This is a genomic window from Rhizobium arsenicireducens, from assembly GCF_964021225.1.
This window is the reverse complement of the sequence record NZ_CAXHYK020000001.1, coordinates 3,235,130-3,251,968: the sequence shown is the minus strand read 5'-3', so window position 1 is coordinate 3,251,968 and position 16,839 is coordinate 3,235,130. Positions and strand designations below refer to the sequence as shown.

16 protein-coding genes and 1 other RNA gene are annotated in these 16,839 nt (G+C 62.1%); 4 read left to right on the top strand and 13 right to left on the bottom strand.

Annotated elements, in window-relative coordinates:
- Window positions 1-9 precede the first annotated feature (9 nt).
- From rpsO to rimP, 7 genes are all read right to left on the bottom strand, one after another.
- Window positions 10-279 carry a 30S ribosomal protein S15 gene (gene rpsO / locus ACWPVA_RS16140; protein WP_034512717.1) on the bottom strand — a complete coding sequence of 90 codons (270 nt, stop codon included), beginning with the start codon at window positions 277-279 and terminating at the stop codon, window positions 10-12.
- A 151-nt stretch (window positions 280-430) separates the two neighbouring features.
- Window positions 431-1,363 carry a tRNA pseudouridine(55) synthase TruB gene (truB, locus tag ACWPVA_RS16135; RefSeq protein WP_454288648.1) on the bottom strand — a complete coding sequence of 311 codons (933 nt, stop codon included), beginning with the start codon at window positions 1,361-1,363 and terminating at the stop codon, window positions 431-433.
- 6 nt (window positions 1,364-1,369) lie between these two features.
- The gene (rbfA, locus tag ACWPVA_RS16130) at window positions 1,370-1,783 is read right to left on the bottom strand and encodes a 30S ribosome-binding factor RbfA (RefSeq protein WP_454288647.1); all 414 of its coding nucleotides are present in this window, start codon (window positions 1,781-1,783) and stop codon (window positions 1,370-1,372) included.
- A gap of 73 nt (window positions 1,784-1,856) precedes the next feature.
- The gene (gene infB / locus ACWPVA_RS16125) at window positions 1,857-4,505 is read right to left on the bottom strand and encodes a translation initiation factor IF-2 (protein WP_454288646.1); all 2,649 of its coding nucleotides are present in this window, start codon (window positions 4,503-4,505) and stop codon (window positions 1,857-1,859) included.
- A gap of 97 nt (window positions 4,506-4,602) precedes the next feature.
- Window positions 4,603-5,292, bottom strand: coding sequence for an RNA-binding protein (locus ACWPVA_RS16120; RefSeq protein WP_454288645.1), 690 nt, complete (start codon window positions 5,290-5,292; stop codon window positions 4,603-4,605).
- Window positions 5,289-6,893, bottom strand: a complete 1,605-nt coding sequence (gene nusA, locus ACWPVA_RS16115) for a transcription termination factor NusA (RefSeq protein WP_454288644.1) — start codon at window positions 6,891-6,893, stop codon at window positions 5,289-5,291. The genes ACWPVA_RS16120 and nusA overlap by 4 nt, the downstream gene beginning before the upstream one ends.
- Window positions 6,894-6,951: 58 nt before the next feature.
- Window positions 6,952-7,548, bottom strand: a complete 597-nt coding sequence (gene rimP / locus ACWPVA_RS16110) for a ribosome maturation factor RimP (protein ID WP_454289615.1) — start codon at window positions 7,546-7,548, stop codon at window positions 6,952-6,954.
- Window positions 7,549-7,805: 257 nt separating this feature from the next.
- Between rimP and ACWPVA_RS16105 the strand changes: the two genes are divergently transcribed.
- Window positions 7,806-9,434 (top strand): MFS transporter, encoded by a 1,629-nt coding sequence (locus tag ACWPVA_RS16105; RefSeq protein WP_454288643.1) that lies wholly within the window; start codon window positions 7,806-7,808, stop codon window positions 9,432-9,434.
- A gap of 19 nt (window positions 9,435-9,453) precedes the next feature.
- Here the strand turns inward: ACWPVA_RS16105 and ACWPVA_RS16100 are convergent, their stop codons facing one another.
- Both ACWPVA_RS16100 and recR read right to left on the bottom strand, forming a co-directional pair.
- A complete protein-coding gene (locus ACWPVA_RS16100) occupies window positions 9,454-10,749 on the bottom strand; it encodes a lytic murein transglycosylase (protein ID WP_454288642.1) in 1,296 nt (431 codons plus the stop codon).
- A 28-nt stretch (window positions 10,750-10,777) separates the two neighbouring features.
- Window positions 10,778-11,383, bottom strand: coding sequence for a recombination mediator RecR (gene recR / locus ACWPVA_RS16095; RefSeq protein WP_454288641.1), 606 nt, complete (start codon window positions 11,381-11,383; stop codon window positions 10,778-10,780).
- 57 nt (window positions 11,384-11,440) lie between these two features.
- Here recR and ACWPVA_RS16090 point away from each other — a divergent pair, with 57 nt between their 5' ends.
- The gene (locus ACWPVA_RS16090; RefSeq protein ID WP_454288640.1) at window positions 11,441-12,055 is read left to right on the top strand and encodes an MOSC domain-containing protein; all 615 of its coding nucleotides are present in this window, start codon (window positions 11,441-11,443) and stop codon (window positions 12,053-12,055) included.
- Window positions 12,056-12,104: 49 nt separating this feature from the next.
- Here the strand turns inward: ACWPVA_RS16090 and ACWPVA_RS16085 are convergent, their stop codons facing one another.
- From ACWPVA_RS16085 to ffs, 3 genes are all read right to left on the bottom strand, one after another.
- Window positions 12,105-12,428 carry a YbaB/EbfC family nucleoid-associated protein gene (locus ACWPVA_RS16085; protein WP_028737439.1) on the bottom strand — a complete coding sequence of 108 codons (324 nt, stop codon included), beginning with the start codon at window positions 12,426-12,428 and terminating at the stop codon, window positions 12,105-12,107.
- A gap of 41 nt (window positions 12,429-12,469) precedes the next feature.
- Window positions 12,470-14,344 (bottom strand): DNA polymerase III subunit gamma/tau, encoded by a 1,875-nt coding sequence (locus tag ACWPVA_RS16080; RefSeq protein WP_454288639.1) that lies wholly within the window; start codon window positions 14,342-14,344, stop codon window positions 12,470-12,472.
- Window positions 14,345-14,423: 79 nt separating this feature from the next.
- Window positions 14,424-14,520: signal recognition particle sRNA small type (gene ffs / locus ACWPVA_RS16075), an RNA gene on the bottom strand.
- Between the two features lie 88 nt (window positions 14,521-14,608).
- Here ffs and ACWPVA_RS16070 point away from each other — a divergent pair.
- A complete protein-coding gene (locus tag ACWPVA_RS16070; protein WP_454288638.1) occupies window positions 14,609-15,019 on the top strand; it encodes an HIT family protein in 411 nt (136 codons plus the stop codon).
- On the top strand, window positions 15,016-15,975 hold the full coding sequence (gene nudC, locus ACWPVA_RS16065; RefSeq protein ID WP_454288637.1) for an NAD(+) diphosphatase: 960 nt from the start codon (window positions 15,016-15,018) through the stop codon (window positions 15,973-15,975). The genes ACWPVA_RS16070 and nudC overlap by 4 nt, the downstream gene beginning before the upstream one ends.
- 9 nt (window positions 15,976-15,984) lie before the next feature.
- On the opposite strand, the gene ACWPVA_RS16060 is transcribed toward nudC, so the two are convergent.
- A complete protein-coding gene (locus ACWPVA_RS16060) occupies window positions 15,985-16,839 on the bottom strand; it encodes a prephenate dehydratase (protein WP_454288636.1) in 855 nt (284 codons plus the stop codon).

The following is a 16,839-nucleotide window of genomic DNA, read 5'->3' as shown; positions in this document are numbered from 1 at the left end:
GGTAAATTTTTAGCGGCGAATGCCCAAGCTCGTGATGAGCTTCGTGTAGCGGCCTTCGTCCTTCTTCTTGAGGTAGTCAAGAAGCGAGCGACGGCTCGACACCATCGTCAGCAGGCCACGACGGGAATGGTTATCCTTCTTGTGGTCCTTGAAGTGTCCGGTGAGGTTGTTGATCCGCTCGGTCAGGATCGCAACCTGGACTTCCGGCGAGCCGGTATCGCCTTCGACGGTTGCATATTCCTTGATGAGGGCAGCCTTGCGCTCTGCAGTGATCGACATCGGAGATCCTTTCTGAATATCAGGAGAAAAAGTCGCCATATGCCGGGATGTCGTCCAGCAAAGGCCGTGAAAGCAGGCGGAAAACCGCCGTACTGGCGTGCCTATAGCTCATCCGGAGACGAAATGAAAGCGTTGTTTGTCCAGACGCAGTTCAGGTGAAAACGCGCCGCGGCCGGAACTCGCCTTCGCCGATCTCGCCGATTGCCACCAGCTTGCCAAAGCAGGTGACAAAGGCGTCAGCCTCAGCGACCGGTGCGTTGCGGCCGCGCAGCAGGATCGGATTGCCCATTCGGAGGCGATGCGCCTGATCTTCTGTGATGGCGATGTGCGGTAGGCTGGACAGTGCCTCGCCGGTATCGATTAGGAACGCATCGAGGGCGGCCAGCCGTTCCTGCTTGTCCTCGATCGCTTCGAGCGCGGTCAGTTCGGCCAGCGGCACCATCGTTTCCTCGGCGAAAGGCGCGACGAACGAGCGCCTGAGCGAGGAGATGTGGCCGTAGCAGCCGAGATCGCGGCCGAAATCGCGGGCGAGCGAACGCACATAAGTGCCCTTGCCGCATTCGACTTCGAACTGCGCGCGGTTGGCGTCGGGACAACCGATCAGATTGAGACGAAATATCTCGACTTCACGGGATGGAATATCCACCGTCTCGCCTTCGCGTGCCAGGTCATAGGCACGCTCGCCGGCGATCTTGATGGCTGAGAACTGCGGTGGTATTTGAGAGATGACACCGGTGTAGTTCGGCAATAGGGCGCGGATTTGCTCCTCCGTCGGACGATGGACAGATGACTGTGTCACCTCGCCTTCGAGGTCATCGGTCGAGCGCTCTTCGCCCCAGCTCACGGTGAATTCATAGATCTTTCGGCCATCCATGACATAGGGCACTGTCTTGGTGGCGTCGCCGAGCGCGATCGGCAGCATGCCGGAGGCAAGCGGATCGAGCGTGCCGGCATGGCCGGCCTTCTGGGCGTCGAACAGCCACTTGATCTTGGAAACAGCCTCAGTCGAGCCGAAGTCTACAGGCTTGTCGAGGATCAACCAACCGGAAATCGGCCGGCCCTTGGGTTTGCGGGGTTTGGACATGCGCCTCTATTCTTGTTCGTCGTCGCTGTCGGTGTGCCCCAGGTCGCGCTGGACCTCGGGCGAGCGCAAGAGCGCGTCGATCTTCTGGTAATTGTCGAAACTGGTATCGTCCTTGAAACGCACCTCGGGCATGTACTTCAGCTGCCGGAGTTGGGGGCCGAGCCGTCCGCGGATATATTTGGCGTGGTGGTTCAGCGCGTCGATCACCGCCTGATGGTCGGCGACGCCGAGCGGCGTCACATAGGCGGTGGCGACCCTCAGATCCGGCGACATGCGGACCTCGGAGATTGAGATCACCGTCTTTTCAATCAGCGGATCGCGCACGTCGCCACGCTGCAACACCTGCGAGATTGCGGCGCGCACCTGTTCGCCGACGCGCAACATGCGCTGGTTGGGCACGGAAGAAGTTGGTCTGGTCATGTCTTTTCGCCTCAAACGAAGCGAGCGCCGGATCGTCCGGCGCCCGTCCTGTTAGCCCGTGCGGGTCGTCGCCTTAAAGCGTGCGCGTGATGTGTTCCACGCGGAAGCACTCGATCGTATCGCCGGCGCGGATGTCTTCGTAGTTCTCGAAGGCCATGCCACATTCCTGACCCATCGGCACCTCGGCCACTTCGTCCTTGAAGCGCTTGAGCGTCTTGAGCTTGCCTTCGTGGATGACGACGTTGTCGCGCAACAGGCGCACTCCTGCCCCACGCTCGACCTTGCCTTCGACGACGCGGCAGCCCGCGACCTTGCCGGTCTTGGTGATGTTGAACACCTCGAGGATCTCGGCATTGCCGAGGAAGGTCTCGCGCCGTTCGGGCGAGAGCAGGCCCGACATCGCTGCCTTCACATCATCCACCAGATCGTAGATGATGTTGTAGTAGCGAATTTCGATGCCGGCACGCTCTGCTGCACTGCGGGCCTGGGTGTTGGCGCGAACGTTGAAGCCGATGATGGCGGCGTTCGAAGCTTCCGCCAGCGAAATATCCGACTCGGTGATTCCGCCGGCACCGGAGTGGACGATCCGCGCCCGAACTTCTTCGGTTCCGAGCTTATCCAATGCGCCGGCAATGGCCTCCACAGAACCCTGCACGTCGGCCTTGATCAGCAGCGGGAACTCCTTGAAACCGGTCGCCTGCAGCTGGGTCATCATCTGCTCAAGCGAGCCGCGCTGACCAGATTGACGAGCGGCGGCCTTGTCGCGGGCGAGGCGCTGACGATATTCCGAGATCTCGCGAGCGCGGCTTTCGCTTTCGACCACCGCGAAGCGGTCGCCGGCGGCCGGCGTTCCGGACAGGCCGAGCACCTCGACAGGCATGGCAGGACCAGCTTCCTTGACATGGTCTCCACGGTCGTTGACGAGGGCGCGTACACGGCCCCACTGGTCGCCTGCGACAATGATCTGGCCGGGCTTCAGCGTACCCTTCTGGACAAGTACGGTCGCCACGGCACCACGACCGCGGTCGAGCTGCGCTTCGATGACAGTGCCTTCTGCGGTACGCTTCGGGTCGGCTTTCAGGTCGAGGATTTCGGCCTGCAACAGGACGGCTTCGAGAAGCTTGTCGAGGTTGACCTTGTTCTTCGCCGAGACTTCGACGTCGAGCACTTCGCCGCCCATGGATTCCACGAACACCTCGTGCTGCAGAAGCTGCTGGCGCACCTTGTCCGGGTTCGCCTCGTGCTTGTCGATCTTGTTGATCGCCACGATGATCGGCACATTGGCCGCCTTGGCGTGGTTGATCGACTCGATCGTCTGCGGCATGACGGCATCGTCCGCTGCGACCACCAGGATCGCAATGTCGGTTGCCTGCGCTCCGCGGGCACGCATCGCAGTAAAGGCGGCGTGACCGGGGGTGTCGATGAAGGTGATCTTGTGGCCGTTCTGCTCCACCTGGTAGGCACCGATATGCTGGGTGATGCCGCCGGCTTCGCCGGAAACGACGCTGGCATTGCGGATCGCGTCAAGCAGCGAGGTCTTGCCGTGGTCGACGTGACCCATGATGGTCACGACCGGCGGACGGGAAACCAGTTCGCCTTCGTCGTCGGCGACATTGAAGATGCCTTCTTCAACATCCAACTCCGAAACACGCTTGACGGTATGGCCGAATTCGGTGGCGATCAGTTCGGCAAGGTCGGCGTCGATGACGTCGCCCGGCTTCATCATCTGGCCTTCCTTCATCAGATACTTGATGACATCGACTGCCCGTTCGGACATGCGCTGCGACAGTTCCTGGATGGTGATGGTTTCCGGCAGGATGACTTCGCGCATGACCTTTTCACGCGTTTCCTGCATCTGGCTGCGGCGGAATTTTTCCTGGCGGCGACGCATGGCGGAAAGCGAGCGACCGCGCGCGGGACCGCCTTCTTCATCGACATTCGCCGTGGTGACGGTCAGCTTGCCGCGGCGACGGTCCTCTTCAGCTTTGGGACGCGGCGGAACCTTGGCCGGAGCCGGGATAGCGATCTTGCCGCGAGCGGGCGCGCCGCGACTGACAGTGCGCTCCTCCTCTTCATCGCCAACGGCCTTGCGGCCGCGTACGAAACCGGGCTGCCCTGGAGCGGCCGGCGCGACAGCCGGCCTTGTAACTTCGGGCTTGGCTTCGGCAACAGGCGCTGCGGGCTCTTCTTCCGGCTGGGGCTCGGAAGCGCGGCGGACGGCCTCTTCAGCAGCCAGCCGAGCGTGTTCCTTGGCCTCCTCGAGGCGCCGCGCCTCATCGATAACGCGCTGCTTGGCTTCCTCGACTTCGCGAGCCTGGGCCTCGATCAACGCGCGACGACGCGCTTCCATCTCGCCGGCCGACAGGTCGTGAAGGACGGCGCCGCGCGGGCGCTCCTGGCGGACGGGTTGCTGCGGCGCAGGGCGCTGCGGCTGAGGAGTCGGCTGATGAGTGCGGGTCTGCGGGGCGGGTGCTGCGGGACGGGCCTGGACGGCCGGCGCTGCCGCAGGTTCAGACGCGCGCGCGACCGGAGCGACCGGCGTCACGATCTTTTCGTCCTCGGGACGGGTCGTGCGGCGCTTGCGGGTCTCGACCACGACGGCCTTGGTACGACCGCGACCCATGTCCTGGCGCACGGTACCCTGTGTCACGCCTGACGGTTTCAGGGTGAGGGTCTTCTTGGCCGGCGTGCTGAGTGTCTTGTCGTCGTTGTTGTCGGTCATTCCGTTCCGTTCCTTGGACAAGGCCGGATGGAACATCAGACCTCGTCGTTCAAATCATAAATTCCCATAAAGCGTCCGGCTGAAGCCGTTGACCGCGTCATTGCTTCGGCATGTCTGCGACATCCTTTTTCTGAGACAGGCCGCCTGTGCGGTACTGTTCAAGTAGGTTTGCGCGTTTCACTACACCTTCACCCGCCTGCCCTGCAAGCACTGCTGCATGGATAAACGCGTTCTGGCCCATCAGTTCGTCCATTTCTGCTCTGGAAAGCAGGTGAAACGCGGGAATCTCCGCGTCCGTCTCCATCCCGAGGTGCCAGGCCTTGCGGGCCTGGTCGATTTTTCTGACGCCGTCAGCTGCCGCGTCCGTCGAATGGAAGACGGCCAGCGCCTCGCCACCGCGGACGGCCGCGTCGACTTTCGCCGATCCCGACACGAACTGACCCGCCTTGCGTGCCAGGTTCATCATCCCGGCAAGCTGTTGAGCAAGGAGCCGGTCGACAGTCTGACCGAGGTCGGCATCCGCCCTTACTTCCTTTTTCAGGGCCCGGGCGAAGAGCTTCTTCGCCACCGCCTTGTCCACCAGTTCGCGACGCGCCGTCACCCAGCAACCTCGGCCGGGAAGCTGGCGCTTCAGGTCCGGTACGATGGTTCCATCCGGGGCGGCAACGAAACGGATGAGCGACTCCGGTGAACCGCTCTCTCGCGTAACGATGCACATGCGGCCGTTCACGTCACCCTCGGGACCATCGTCCCCGGGCTTTTCTTCGGCCGCACCGGTCATGATCATTCAGCCTGCCCGGCTTCTTCTGCCACTTCTTCTTCAGCAGGAGCTGCCAGATCGTCTTGGGTGATCCAGCCGGCCGAAAGGCGGGCCTGAACAATCATATTTTCCGCTTCGGCGCGCGAAACGTCGAACTTCGAGAACAGGCCTTCGAACTTCTTCGTCTCGCCGTCCTTGCGTTCGCTCCATCCGACCAGATCGTCGGCGGCGCAGCCCGCGAAGTCTTCAATGGTCTTGATACCGTCTTCGCCGAGCGCGACCATCATTTGCGTAGTGATGCCGTCGATCTGGCGCAGTTCGTCGGCAACGCCGAGTTCCTTGCGCTTGGCGTCCATTTCTGCCTCGATCTTTTCCAGGTACTCGCGGGCGCGGGTCTGGATTTCCTGGGCGGTGTCCTCGTCGAAGCCGTCAATCGAGGTGATTTCGTCGAGATCGACATAGGCGACTTCCTCGACGGCGGCAAAGCCTTCCGAGGCCAGAACCTGGCCTACCATTTCATCGACGTCGAGAGCATCCATGAACAGGTTGGTGCGCTCGTTGAATTCCTTCTGGCGGCGCTCCGATTCCTCGGCTTCCGTCATGATGTCTATGTCCCAACCGGTCAGCTGCGATGCGAGGCGCACGTTCTGGCCGCGACGGCCGATAGCGAGCGACAGCTGCTCGTCGGGCACCACGACTTCGATGCGTTCCGCATCTTCGTCGAGAACGACCTTGGCGACTTCCGCAGGCTGCAGTGCGTTGACGATGAAGGCGGCCGGATCGCTTGACCACGGAATGATGTCGATCTTTTCGCCCTGCAGTTCGCCGACGACGGCCTGGACGCGGGAGCCGCGCATACCAACGCAGGCGCCGACTGGATCGATTGAGCTATCGTTCGAGATGACGGCGATCTTGGCGCGCGAACCAGGATCGCGGGCAACCGACTTGATCTGGATGATGCCGTCGTAGATTTCCGGCACTTCCATGGTGAAGAGCTTGACCATGAACTGCGGATGGGTTCGCGACAGGAAGATCTGCGGCCCGCGCTGTTCACGGCGCACGTCGTAGACGTAGGCGCGGACGCGGTCGCCGTAACGGAAGGCCTCGCGTGGAATCATCTCGTCACGACGGATGATGCCTTCGCCACGGCCGAGGTCGACAATGACATTGCCGTATTCGACACGCTTGACGGTACCGTTGATGATTTCCCCGACACGGTCCTTGAACTCGTCGAACTGGCGGTCACGCTCTGCTTCACGCACCTTCTGCACGATGACCTGCTTGGCCGACTGCGCAGCGATACGGCCGAAATCCATCGGCGGCAACGGATCGGCGATGAAGTCGCCGATCTTGGCTTCGATATTGCGGTCGCGGGCGAGTTCCAGCGCGATCTGGGTCGAATAATCCTCGACCTTCTCGACGACTTCCAGAAGACGCTGCAGACGGATTTCGCCGGTCTTCGAGTTGATGTCGGCGCGGATATTCGTTTCGGAGCCGTAGCGCGAGCGGGCGGCCTTCTGGATGGCGTCGGCCATAGCTGCAAGGACGATTTCGCGGTCGATGACTTTCTCACGGGCGACCGCGTCCGCGATCTGCAAGAGCTCGAGCCGGTTAGCACTGACTGCCATTGTCTTAAGTCTCCGTCTTCCTGCCGGGGCCCTGGCCCTCGAGGCGGTTAGTCAAACGTTATGCTTCGTCGCTGTCTTCGTCGTTCTGGTTGGCCGCTTGCGCTTTCGCCTGCTTGTCGGCGCGCAGCGCATCGCGAATGAGATCATCCGTCAGGACCAGCTTCGCTTCGCTGAGCGCATTGAACGGGATCTTGACCCGCGGCTCCTCGCCATAGGCGACCTGGTCGCGCTCGAGTGTGAAGCCATCGGTATCGACCTCGGTGATCTTGCCGCGGAAACGTTTGCGGTTCTCGACCAGGATGGAGGTCTCGCACTTGACGATATGTCCGCTCCACCGCTCGAAATCCGACTTGCGCACCATCGGGCGATCGATGCCCGGCGATGAAACCTCAAGGTGATAGGCCTTGTCGACTGGATCTTCGACGTCGAGAACGGGAGAGATCGCCATCGAAACATCTTCGCAATCCGCGACGGTCATCGTTCCGTCGTTGCGTTCTGCCATCACCTGCAGTGTCAGGCCGTTCTGGTTCATCAGCCGCGCGCGCACCAGCTTGTACCCCATCGCAACCAAAACCGGCTCGATGATCTCGGCGATACGCCGGTCAAGCCCAGTTTCGATGATGATACGTGCTTCGCCGGCTTCCGGCGTCGGCATGCTGTCAGTCAATCGTCATACTCCCGGATGGATGTGATCGCCAACAAAAAAGAGCGGGTCCTTGCGGCCCCACCCTTCATCTATCGATCAAGAATTTGAACGTTTTATACGCCACCTCGGACGGGATTGCAAGCTTTTCACGAGGATCGGCATGTTTCTGCCTTCGGGCGACAGGATGCTGGTTCACGAGGAAGATCATTGCTGGCAGTCTATTGCAGTCATCGCCAGAGAAATGGCCGTAGAAAAGGTAAGCCGACATGCCCGAGCGCAGCTCATTCCTGTCCCCGTTGAAGCATCCCGTCTACCGCAGTATATGGAGCGCAAGCATTGCATCCAATCTCGGTGGACTGATCCAGGGGGTCGGTGCGGCATGGATGATGGCGTCGATCTCTCAGTCCGAAAACATGGTGGCGCTGGTGCAGGCCTCGACCACCCTGCCATTGATGCTATTTTCGCTGCTTTCCGGTGCCATCGCCGACAATTATGACCGTCGCCGCGTCATGCTGACAGCCCAGGTCTTCATGTTCTGCGTCTCCGTGCTTCTGACGCTCTTTGCCTATTTTGATCTGATCACGCCCTGGCTGCTGCTGCTCTTCACTTTCCTGCTCGGCAGCGGCGTTGCGCTCAATAATCCCTCATGGCAGGCCTCGGTCGGCGACATGGTGCCGCGCGAGGATCTGGCCGGCGCGGTTTCACTGAACAGCGTCGGCTTCAACATTACCCGGAGCGTCGGCCCGGCGATCGGCGGCATGATTGTCGCTGTCGCAGGCGCGGCCGCTGCCTTTGCCGCCAATTCGCTCAGCTATTTTACCCTCATCTTCGCGCTCTACCGCTGGAAACCGGAACTGCCGAAGCGGACGTTGCCGCGTGAGGCACTCGGCCGGGCGATCGGCGCCGGCCTGCGCTACGTCGCCATGTCGCCGAACATCGGTAAGGTGCTGTTCCGTGGTTTCGTGTTTGGCCTGACCGCAAGCGCCGTCCTGGCCTTGCTGCCGGTCGTTGCGCGCGATCTGGTCGGCGGCGGCGCGCTCACCTATGGCGTCATGCTCGGCGCCTTCGGCGCCGGGGCTATCGCCGGGGCGCTCGCGAACTCCAGGCTGCGGGAGGCCCTTTCGAGCGAGGACATCGTGCGCTGCGCCTTTGCCGGCTTTGCCTTGAGTTCTGCCATCATCGGCATCAGTTCCTATGCGGTGCTAACCAGCCTCGCTCTTCTGGTCGCCGGGGCCTGCTGGGTGCTGGCTTTGTCGCTCTTCAACACCGTCGTCCAGCTATCGACGCCGCGCTGGGTGGTGGGGCGCGCGCTTTCCCTTTACCAGACCGCAACCTTCGGCGGCATGGCTGGAGGCAGTTGGATCTGGGGTCTGTTGGCGGAAAGCCATGGTTTGACCAACGCCTTCTTCGCCTCGAGCCTGCTGATGATCCTCGGTGTCGCAATCGGTCTGTGGCTGCCGATGCCGGCCTTTGCCTCCCTCAACCTCGATCCGCTCAACCGCTTCAACGAGCCGCCGCTGAAGCTCGACATCCGGCCGCGCAGCGGACCCATCGTCGTCAATATCGACTACGAGATCGCCGACGAGGACTTGCCCGAATTCCTTGGTCTCATGGTCGAGCGGCGTCGCATCCGCATCCGCGACGGTGCCAGAAACTGGGCATTGATGCGCGACCTGGAGAACCCGGATATCTGGACAGAGACCTATCACACGCCGACCTGGGTCGAATATGTCCGCCACAACCAGCGCCGCACCAAAGCGGATGCCGAGACCACCGACCGGTTGCTCGCCCTGCATCGCGGCGAAACGGCGCCGAGGGTCCACCGGATGATCGAGCGGCAGGCGATCCCGCCGGCCGGCGATATCTTCCACAAGACCCATATCGACCCACACTGAGTGCGCGAGGCGCCGAGTGCTAGCGGAGCCTGCTCTTCAGCGCGGCATCGGGGAAGCAGGTCGGAGCAAGTCCGTTCTTCTGCTGCCAGTCGCCAAGTGCACGGCGCGTCTTGAAACCGGGCAGGCCGTCGACGTTGCCCACGTCATAGCCCTTGGCAACGAGCGCCTTCTGCATGGCGAGCACGTCCGAGCGTAGCATTTTGCCGACATCGCCCCATGGCCCTTTGAACGCCCCGCTGCCATAGGCGATGCGGTCGGCCAGATTGCCGATGAAGAGGGCATAGAGGTCGGAGTTGTTGTATTCCTTGAGCACATAAAAATTCGGGCTGACGAGGAATTCTGGCCCGTGCGTACCGGCCGGCACCAGCATCATGGTCGAGGCCGAAAGCTCCTTGCTCGGAAAAGCCTTGCCAGAAATGCGGGTGATCCCCTGCGTCGACCACTCCGACAGTGGCTTTGCCCGGTCCGGACCCTCTTGCGCACAAGAGACGCCGTCCGGAATATTGACCTCGAAGCCCCAGTCGCGGCCGGTCTGCCATCCGCTCTTCTTGAGGTAGTTGGCGATCGATGCCAAGCCGTCGGGGACTGAGTTCCAGATGTCGCGATGGCCGTCACCATCGAAGTCGACCGCGTATTTCAGAAAACTCGTCGGCATGAATTGCGGCTGGCCGAGTGCACCGGCCCAGGACCCCATCATCTGGCCCGCACCGATATCGCCGCCCTCGATGATATGCAGTGCCGAGATCAGTTCGCGGCGGAAGAGATCCGTGCGCGTCGACATGAAGGCCTTGGTGGCCAGCACCTCGACGGCGGAGTAGGGCAGCTTGGCACCGCCGAAACCTGATTCCCGGCCCCATATGGCGACGATAATCGGGCCCGGCACGCCATAGGTCGCCTCGACCTTGCGCAGCGTCGAGGCATGGCGATCGGCAAGGCTGCGCCCGGTGGCGGCCAATCCCTGCAACCGCTTTTCCGAGAAATAGGCGCCGGGGGAGGAGAATTCGGCCTGGCTCTGTTTCCGGTCCTTGGGCGCGGCACTGCCCGGCGGCACCAGATCGGGGAGATCCCAGTTCAACCGGAGGCCGCTAACCGCCTTGTCGAAAGCGGCGCGCGAGATGCCGGCGCCCTTCGCCTCCGGCCACAGGTCGTTGGCAAGCCAGGCTTGGAATTGCTGCTCGACGGCGGTCTTTGACGGTGCGGCGAAGGCGGGTGCGCTCCACCATAGGCAGGCGGACAAGGCCACTGCGAGGATGCCACGAATACTCCTCTTGCCGGGGAAAGGCCCGACGGGACGGATGGAACTAAGGCCGATCATGGCAGGTCTCCCGTATTCGTGCAGAGAATCAGATGACTGTCCTGGCCCGCAAAGCGGCCGAAAGTGTGCCTTCGTCGAGATAATCCAGCTCGCCTCCAACCGGAACACCATGCGCCAGCCGCGTGATCTTCACGTCGAGGCCGGCAAGGTGGTCGGTGATATAGTGTGCTGTCGTCTGTCCCTCGACGGTGGCGTTGACGGCGATGATGATCTCGCGGACCCCGCCTTTGGCGACGCGCTCGATCAGGCCCTTGATGTTGAGATCGTCCGGCCCGACGCCGTCGAGCGGCGAGAGCGTGCCGCCAAGTACATGATAGGCGGCATTCATCGCGCCGGCACGCTCCAGCGCCCAGAGGTCTGAGACATCCTCGACGACAATGATGATGGACTGGTCGCGGCGGTGGTCGGTGCAGACCGTACATGGATCGACCGTATCGACATTGCCGCAATGCGAGCAGACCTTCACTTTGTCGAAGGCATCGCCCATGGCTTGCGCCAAGGGACCCATCAACTGGTCCTTCTTCTTGATCAGGTGCAGGGCCGCGCGGCGGGCCGAGCGCGGTCCAAGTCCCGGCACCTTTGCCAGGAGCTGGATAAGTTTCTCGATTTCCGGACCGGTGACTCGCTTTGCCATTGGGCGCTTCTACCCCATATCTTAGTCGAACGGAATCGTCCAAAGGAGCGCCGCTGCATGAAAATCCTCGCCATCTGCCGCGGCAGTGCCGAAATCCTGCCCGGCAAGAAATACAAGACCGGTATCAACAAGGTGCCGGTGAACGGTCCGGTTATGGTTGACGCTCATGGCATTGTCGGCGATGCGATCTGCAACGGCGACCTCCATGGTGGTGAGGAGCAGGCGATCTACATCGAAGGGTCAAAGACGCTTGACTGGTGGGCGGATGAGCTCGGCCATCCCCTGGAGCCCGGAACCTTCGGGGAAAACCTGGTGATCTCCGGCATCGACAATCGCCAGATCGCAGTCGGCGACCGGTTCATTGCCGGCGAAGTGGTTCTGGAGGTGACCTCGACACGGATCCCCTGCGCCACGTTTGCCGCGAAGATGGGAGATCCGAAATTTCCCAAACGTTACATGGCGTCCGGCCGTGCCGGAGCCTATGCGCGCGTCCTGACCGGTGGCATGCTCGAGGCCGGCCAGACTGTCGCCTATCACCGCCATGACGGCGAGCGCATCCTCATGCCGGAACTGATGGCGACGTATGGCAAGCGGCTCGAGGGCGTGGAAAGGGAGCGTTATCTCTCGGCACCCATTCACCAAAAGCTGAGAGCGTTTCTGACCGCCAAATGAAAACGGCCGCGAGGGGCGGCCGTGCCCAAGAACAGTCGAGCGGCAGGTCTCAGAACGGCAGCTTCATGCCGGGTGGGATCGGCAGGCCGGCGGTCATTTCCTTGGTTTTTTCCGCCATGACAGCCTCGGCCTTGTCCTTGGCGTCCTTGTGTGCGGCGACAATCAGGTCCTCGAGGATTTCGACGTCGTCTTCCTTGAAGAGTGACGGGTCGATCTTCAGGCCCTTGAGGTCGCCCTTGCCGGTCATGGTCACGGTAACCAAGCCACCGCCGGACTTGCCTTCGACTTCGAGCGAGGCGATTTCCGCCTGCATCTTCTCCATCTTGGCCTGCATTTCCTTGACCTTGCCCATCATGCCCATGATGTCGCGCATCGTCGTTGTCTCCTTGGATGTCTGAAGTAAATTCGCCTTGGTCAGAATTCGATGTCGTCGCCTGGAAGGATGTCGCCCTCGGCTGATTCCGCTGCCGCGGGCAGGCTTGGCGCTTCATCCTCGGCGATCGGCGCACGGATCCGAACGTCAGTGATCCGCGCACCCGGAAAGCGGGATAGAATCGCTGCCACGTCCGGGTCCTGCCTTGCGTCGATGAGGCGCGCCTCGCGCGTCGAAGCATCCGCCTCGACCAATGTAGGCTGTCCTACCTCTCGGCTGAGGATGACCATCCAGCGGATCTCTGTCCATTCCTCGAGACGCTTCTGCAGGTCGCTGACCAATGTCTTCGGCGCTTCCGCCGGAAGGTTGATCTCCAGTCTGCCGGGTTCGATACGCACCAGCCGAACGAAATTGCGCAACAGTGCCCTAAGCTTGGGATCCCTGTTTTTCGTGCATAGCTCGGACAGGTCCTCAAGCGAATTGATGTGAACCTTCGGCTGAGGCTGCGCCTCGGCGGGCTTCGCTTCGCTGCGGCCGAGCACCGCTGGCACGTTCTCAAGCTGCGGCACGCTGTGCAGCCGCGCAACAGGCTGTGCGCCAGAGGACCGGGCCGAGACTTCAATGGCCTGTTGCGGGGCGACGGCTGTACGATAGGCCGCGGAAGTGCCGCCACCATTGCCGCCACGCGGGGCGCCGCCAGGCTGCGCGTCCACGCCACCTTCGGACATTTCCAAAAGCCGACGCGCCGCATCTTCCGGCGAGGGCAGGTGGGCGGCGTGCGACAGACGGATGATCACCATTTCGGCAGCCCCGGCAGGCCGCGACGAGTTCTCCGCTTCGGGAATGCCCTTCAGCAGCATCTGCCACATGCGCGACAGGGTGGAAACCGAGACGCTGTCGGCAAGCGCTGCGCCACGCACGCGTTCCACTTCGCTAAGCGAAGGATCCTGGGAGGCGGACGGGATATATTTCAGGCGCGTCACCAGATGGGTGAAATCGGCAAGATCGGTCAAGACGACGGTCGGGTTGGCGCCGGCCTCGTACTGGCTGCCGAATTCGGCCAATGCCGCGGCTGCATCGCCGCGCACGATATGGTCGAACAGGTCGACGATGCGGGCGCGGTCGGCAAGGCCCAGCATGCCGCGCACGGCTTCGGCGCGCACCACACCGCTGCCATGGGCAATTGCCTGGTCCAGCAGCGACAGACCGTCGCGCGCCGAGCCTTCGGCCGCCCTGGCGATCATGGCGAGCGCCTCTTCCTCGGCGATGATGCCTTCCTTGGCGGAAATCGTCGCAAAGAGCCCCACCAGATCGCCGGCGCTGATGCGCCGCAGGTCGAAGCGCTGGCAGCGTGACAGGACCGTGATCGGAACCTTGCGGATCTCGGTGGTGGCAAAGATGAACTTCACATGTTCGGGCGGTTCCTCGAGCGTCTTCAGCAAGCCGTTGAAGGCCTGCGTTGACAGCATGTGCACTTCGTCGATGATGTAGACCTTGTAGCGCGCCGATACCGGTCGGTAGCGCACCTGCTCGATGATCTCACGGATATCGTCGATGCCGGTATGCGAGGCAGCGTCCATCTCGATCACATCGACATGGCGGCCTTCCATGATCGCCTGGCAGTGCTCGCCGGGGATTTTCAGGTCGATCGTCGGCTTGTCGATTTCGGCGGTCTTGTAGTTTAGGCCTCGCGCCAGAATACGGGCGGTCGTGGTCTTGCCCACCCCGCGCACCCCGGTCAGCATGTAGGCTTGCGCGATCCGTCCGGTCTCGAAGGCGTTGGTGAGGGTTCTCACCATCGGCTCCTGACCGACCATCAGGTCGGTGAAATCCTTGGGACGATACTTGCGGGCTAGAACCCGGTAGCCGGTGACGCTACCCTCGGAATTCGATGCTTTCGGCTCGAAATCGCTCATCGCCCTGCCAGCGTCTCTCGAAGACCCGATGCCCGGGCACGCACTGGCCAGCAACGTGGCCGGCCAAATGAAACGGAAGGTGGGAGGCTGGCACGATGACCCGTGCCGCGCTCGTTAGGGCTGCTTCCTTCCGGACCTGACCCGGTTGGCGAGTGGCTCGTCCACCACCAACCTCCCGAGCCACATATCGGCAATTGCGCGATCAAATGCAAGCCAAGCCCACAAAAAACTGCTATGAAGGAGAAAAACGTCAGGAGGGACGCCTTGGACACATTCGCACTCGACGAGCGGCTGGCGCGCGACAGTGAACTCCTGGTTCATCTGGGCCTGTGCCAACTGCGGCTGATCAAAGACAGTCGCTGGCCCTGGCTCGTGCTGGTGCCGAAGCGTCCCGGCATTTCCGAGGTGTTCGACCTGACTCCGCTCGACCAGGCCGTGCTGACCTTCGAGCAGAATACCGTCGCTGCCGCACTCAAATCCGTGACCGGAGCGACCAAGATCAATATCGCCGCGATCGGCAACATTGTCCGCCAACTTCATGTCCATGTCATTGCCCGAACCGAAGGCGATGCCAATTGGCCGGGTCCCGTCTGGGGCCATGGAACCGCCGTGCCTTACGGCGAGGACGAACGACACGTCTTCCAGCACAAGATACTCGAAGCCATCCACTCATGAAAAAATCGATTTTCGACTTCAGCGGCCCGCATCTCGAGCCCAGCGACCTGACCGCCTTTTCCCGTAATGCCCTGGCCCGCGACAGCGAGCACCGCGACGAGACTTCCCTTGAAAAGGCGCTCGCGGTGGAGGGAACCCACATCCTCGCCTTCTGCGATGCCAAACTCGTACTGAAGCATGACGGCCAGGTGCTCGATCCGCTCTTTGCGCCTTACGAACTGGCCGAACTGGCACCCGACTTCGACAATGCCGTCCTGCTCGGCTTTCGGCCGAATGGCGAGCCGAGGATAGCCGTCCCGGTGCAATGCCCTGCCGAGGACCTGGAGAGCCACTACAAGCCGGCCGATGCCCGTGCCCTTTATCGCGACAAGCTGGTCGGAGAGGATCTCGTGGGCGAGGCGGCCCAGGCACTCAGTCTCTTGCGTTGGAATGCCGACAATCGCTTCTGCGGGCGATGCGGCTCGGCAATGGCGATTCGCATCGGCGGCTACAAGCGCGTCTGCATGGCTTGCGACCACGAGATCTTTCCCCGCACCGATCCGGTGGCGATCATGCTGGCGATCGACGAAAAGCGCGACCGTTGCCTGCTTGGCCGTAACCATCGCTTCCCCGACGGCTTGTATTCGAGCCTTGCGGGCTTCGTCGAGCCGGGCGAGACCATAGAGAATGCAGTGCGGCGCGAGACGCGCGAGGAATCCGGCATCGAGATCGGTCGCGTCCGCTATCACGCCTCGCAGCCCTGGCCGATGCCGCATCAGCTGATGCTGGGCTGCTTCGCCGAGGCGATCTCCTTCGACATCCAGGCGGACGAGGCCGAGCTTGCCGATTGCCGTTGGTTCGGTCGGGCGGAAATCGCCGAACTGATCCAGCAGGGCCCGGTCAACGGCCTGAGCCTTCCGATCGACGGAACGATAGCCAGGCGCCTGATCGTCGACTGGCTTGACTGGAAGCGCTGAGGCCCGGCCTCAGAACCTGCCGCGCATGGCGTGGGCCTTGTAGACGCCGAGAATGTGTACTTTCTCCGAGAAGAAGCGCAGTTCTTCCAGTGCCCGTTTCACCGGCGCGTCGTCCGGGTGTCCCTCGATATCGGCATAAAACTGCGTCGCGATGAACTTGCCGCCGATCTGGTAGCTTTCGAGCTTGGTCATGTTGACGCCGTTCGTGGCAAAGCCGCCCATCGCCTTGTAGAGGGCTGCTGGAATGTTGCGCACGTTGAAGACGAAGGTGGTGATGAACGTCTCGTCGGCGCTCTTTCGCTTCGGCTCGTCTTCGTCGCGGGACAGGACGACGAAACGCGTGACGTTGTTGTCCGAATCCTCGACATTCTCGGCGAGGATTTCCAGCCCGTAGAGGGAGGCGGCAAGCCCTGGGGCGAGTGCCGCCATGCTTCGATCACCCTTTTCCGCCACCAGCTTTGCCGCGCCTGCAGTGTCACCGGCGACGACGGCCTTCCAGCCGTTGCTGCGAATGATCTTGCGGCACTGGCCGAGCGCGTGGATATGGCTGTGGACGGTGCGGATCTCATCCATCTTCACACCCGGCAGCACCATCAACTGGAAGCGGATCGGCATGAAGTATTCGCCGATGATGTGTAGCCGCGACAGCGGCAGCAGATAGTGGATATCGGCAACGCGGCCCGCGAGCGTGTTCTCGATTGGGATCATTGCAAGGTCGGCCTCGCCGGTCTCGAGTGCCACGAAGGCATCCTCGAAGGTCGGGCAAGGGAGCGGTTCCATCTGTGGATACATGTCCCGGCATGCCATGTCGGAATTGGCGCCGAATTCACCCTGGAAGGCGATCCTGTTGGTCCTGGTCATCAT

Bases quoted from the DNA above. Each gene is read 5' to 3' on its own strand.
- ACWPVA_RS16085 (WP_028737439.1), bottom strand. From the start codon at position 12,428: ATGCGCGACATCATGGGCATGATGGGCAAGGTCAAGGAAATGCAGGCC.
- ACWPVA_RS16105 (WP_454288643.1), top strand. From the start codon at position 7,806: ATGCCCGAGCGCAGCTCATTCCTGTCCCCGTTGAAGCATCCCGTCTAC.
- ACWPVA_RS16080 (WP_454288639.1), bottom strand. From the start codon at position 14,344: ATGAGCGATTTCGAGCCGAAAGCATCGAATTCCGAGGGTAGCGTCACC.
- ACWPVA_RS16060 (WP_454288636.1), bottom strand. From the start codon at position 16,839: ATGATGACCAGGACCAACAGGATCGCCTTCCAGGGTGAATTCGGCGCC.
- recR (WP_454288641.1), bottom strand. From the start codon at position 11,383: ATGGCAAAGCGAGTCACCGGTCCGGAAATCGAGAAACTTATCCAGCTC.
- infB (WP_454288646.1), bottom strand. From the start codon at position 4,505: ATGACCGACAACAACGACGACAAGACACTCAGCACGCCGGCCAAGAAG.
- ACWPVA_RS16100 (WP_454288642.1), bottom strand. From the start codon at position 10,749: ATGATCGGCCTTAGTTCCATCCGTCCCGTCGGGCCTTTCCCCGGCAAG.
- rpsO (WP_034512717.1), bottom strand. From the start codon at position 279: ATGTCGATCACTGCAGAGCGCAAGGCTGCCCTCATCAAGGAATATGCA.
- rimP (WP_454289615.1), bottom strand. From the start codon at position 7,548: ATGCCGACGCCGGAAGCCGGCGAAGCACGTATCATCATCGAAACTGGG.
- rbfA (WP_454288647.1), bottom strand. From the start codon at position 1,783: ATGACCAGACCAACTTCTTCCGTGCCCAACCAGCGCATGTTGCGCGTC.
- ACWPVA_RS16090 (WP_454288640.1), top strand. From the start codon at position 11,441: ATGAAAATCCTCGCCATCTGCCGCGGCAGTGCCGAAATCCTGCCCGGC.
- ACWPVA_RS16120 (WP_454288645.1), bottom strand. From the start codon at position 5,292: ATGATCATGACCGGTGCGGCCGAAGAAAAGCCCGGGGACGATGGTCCC.
- nusA (WP_454288644.1), bottom strand. From the start codon at position 6,893: ATGGCAGTCAGTGCTAACCGGCTCGAGCTCTTGCAGATCGCGGACGCG.
- truB (WP_454288648.1), bottom strand. From the start codon at position 1,363: ATGTCCAAACCCCGCAAACCCAAGGGCCGGCCGATTTCCGGTTGGTTG.
- nudC (WP_454288637.1), top strand. From the start codon at position 15,016: ATGAAAAAATCGATTTTCGACTTCAGCGGCCCGCATCTCGAGCCCAGC.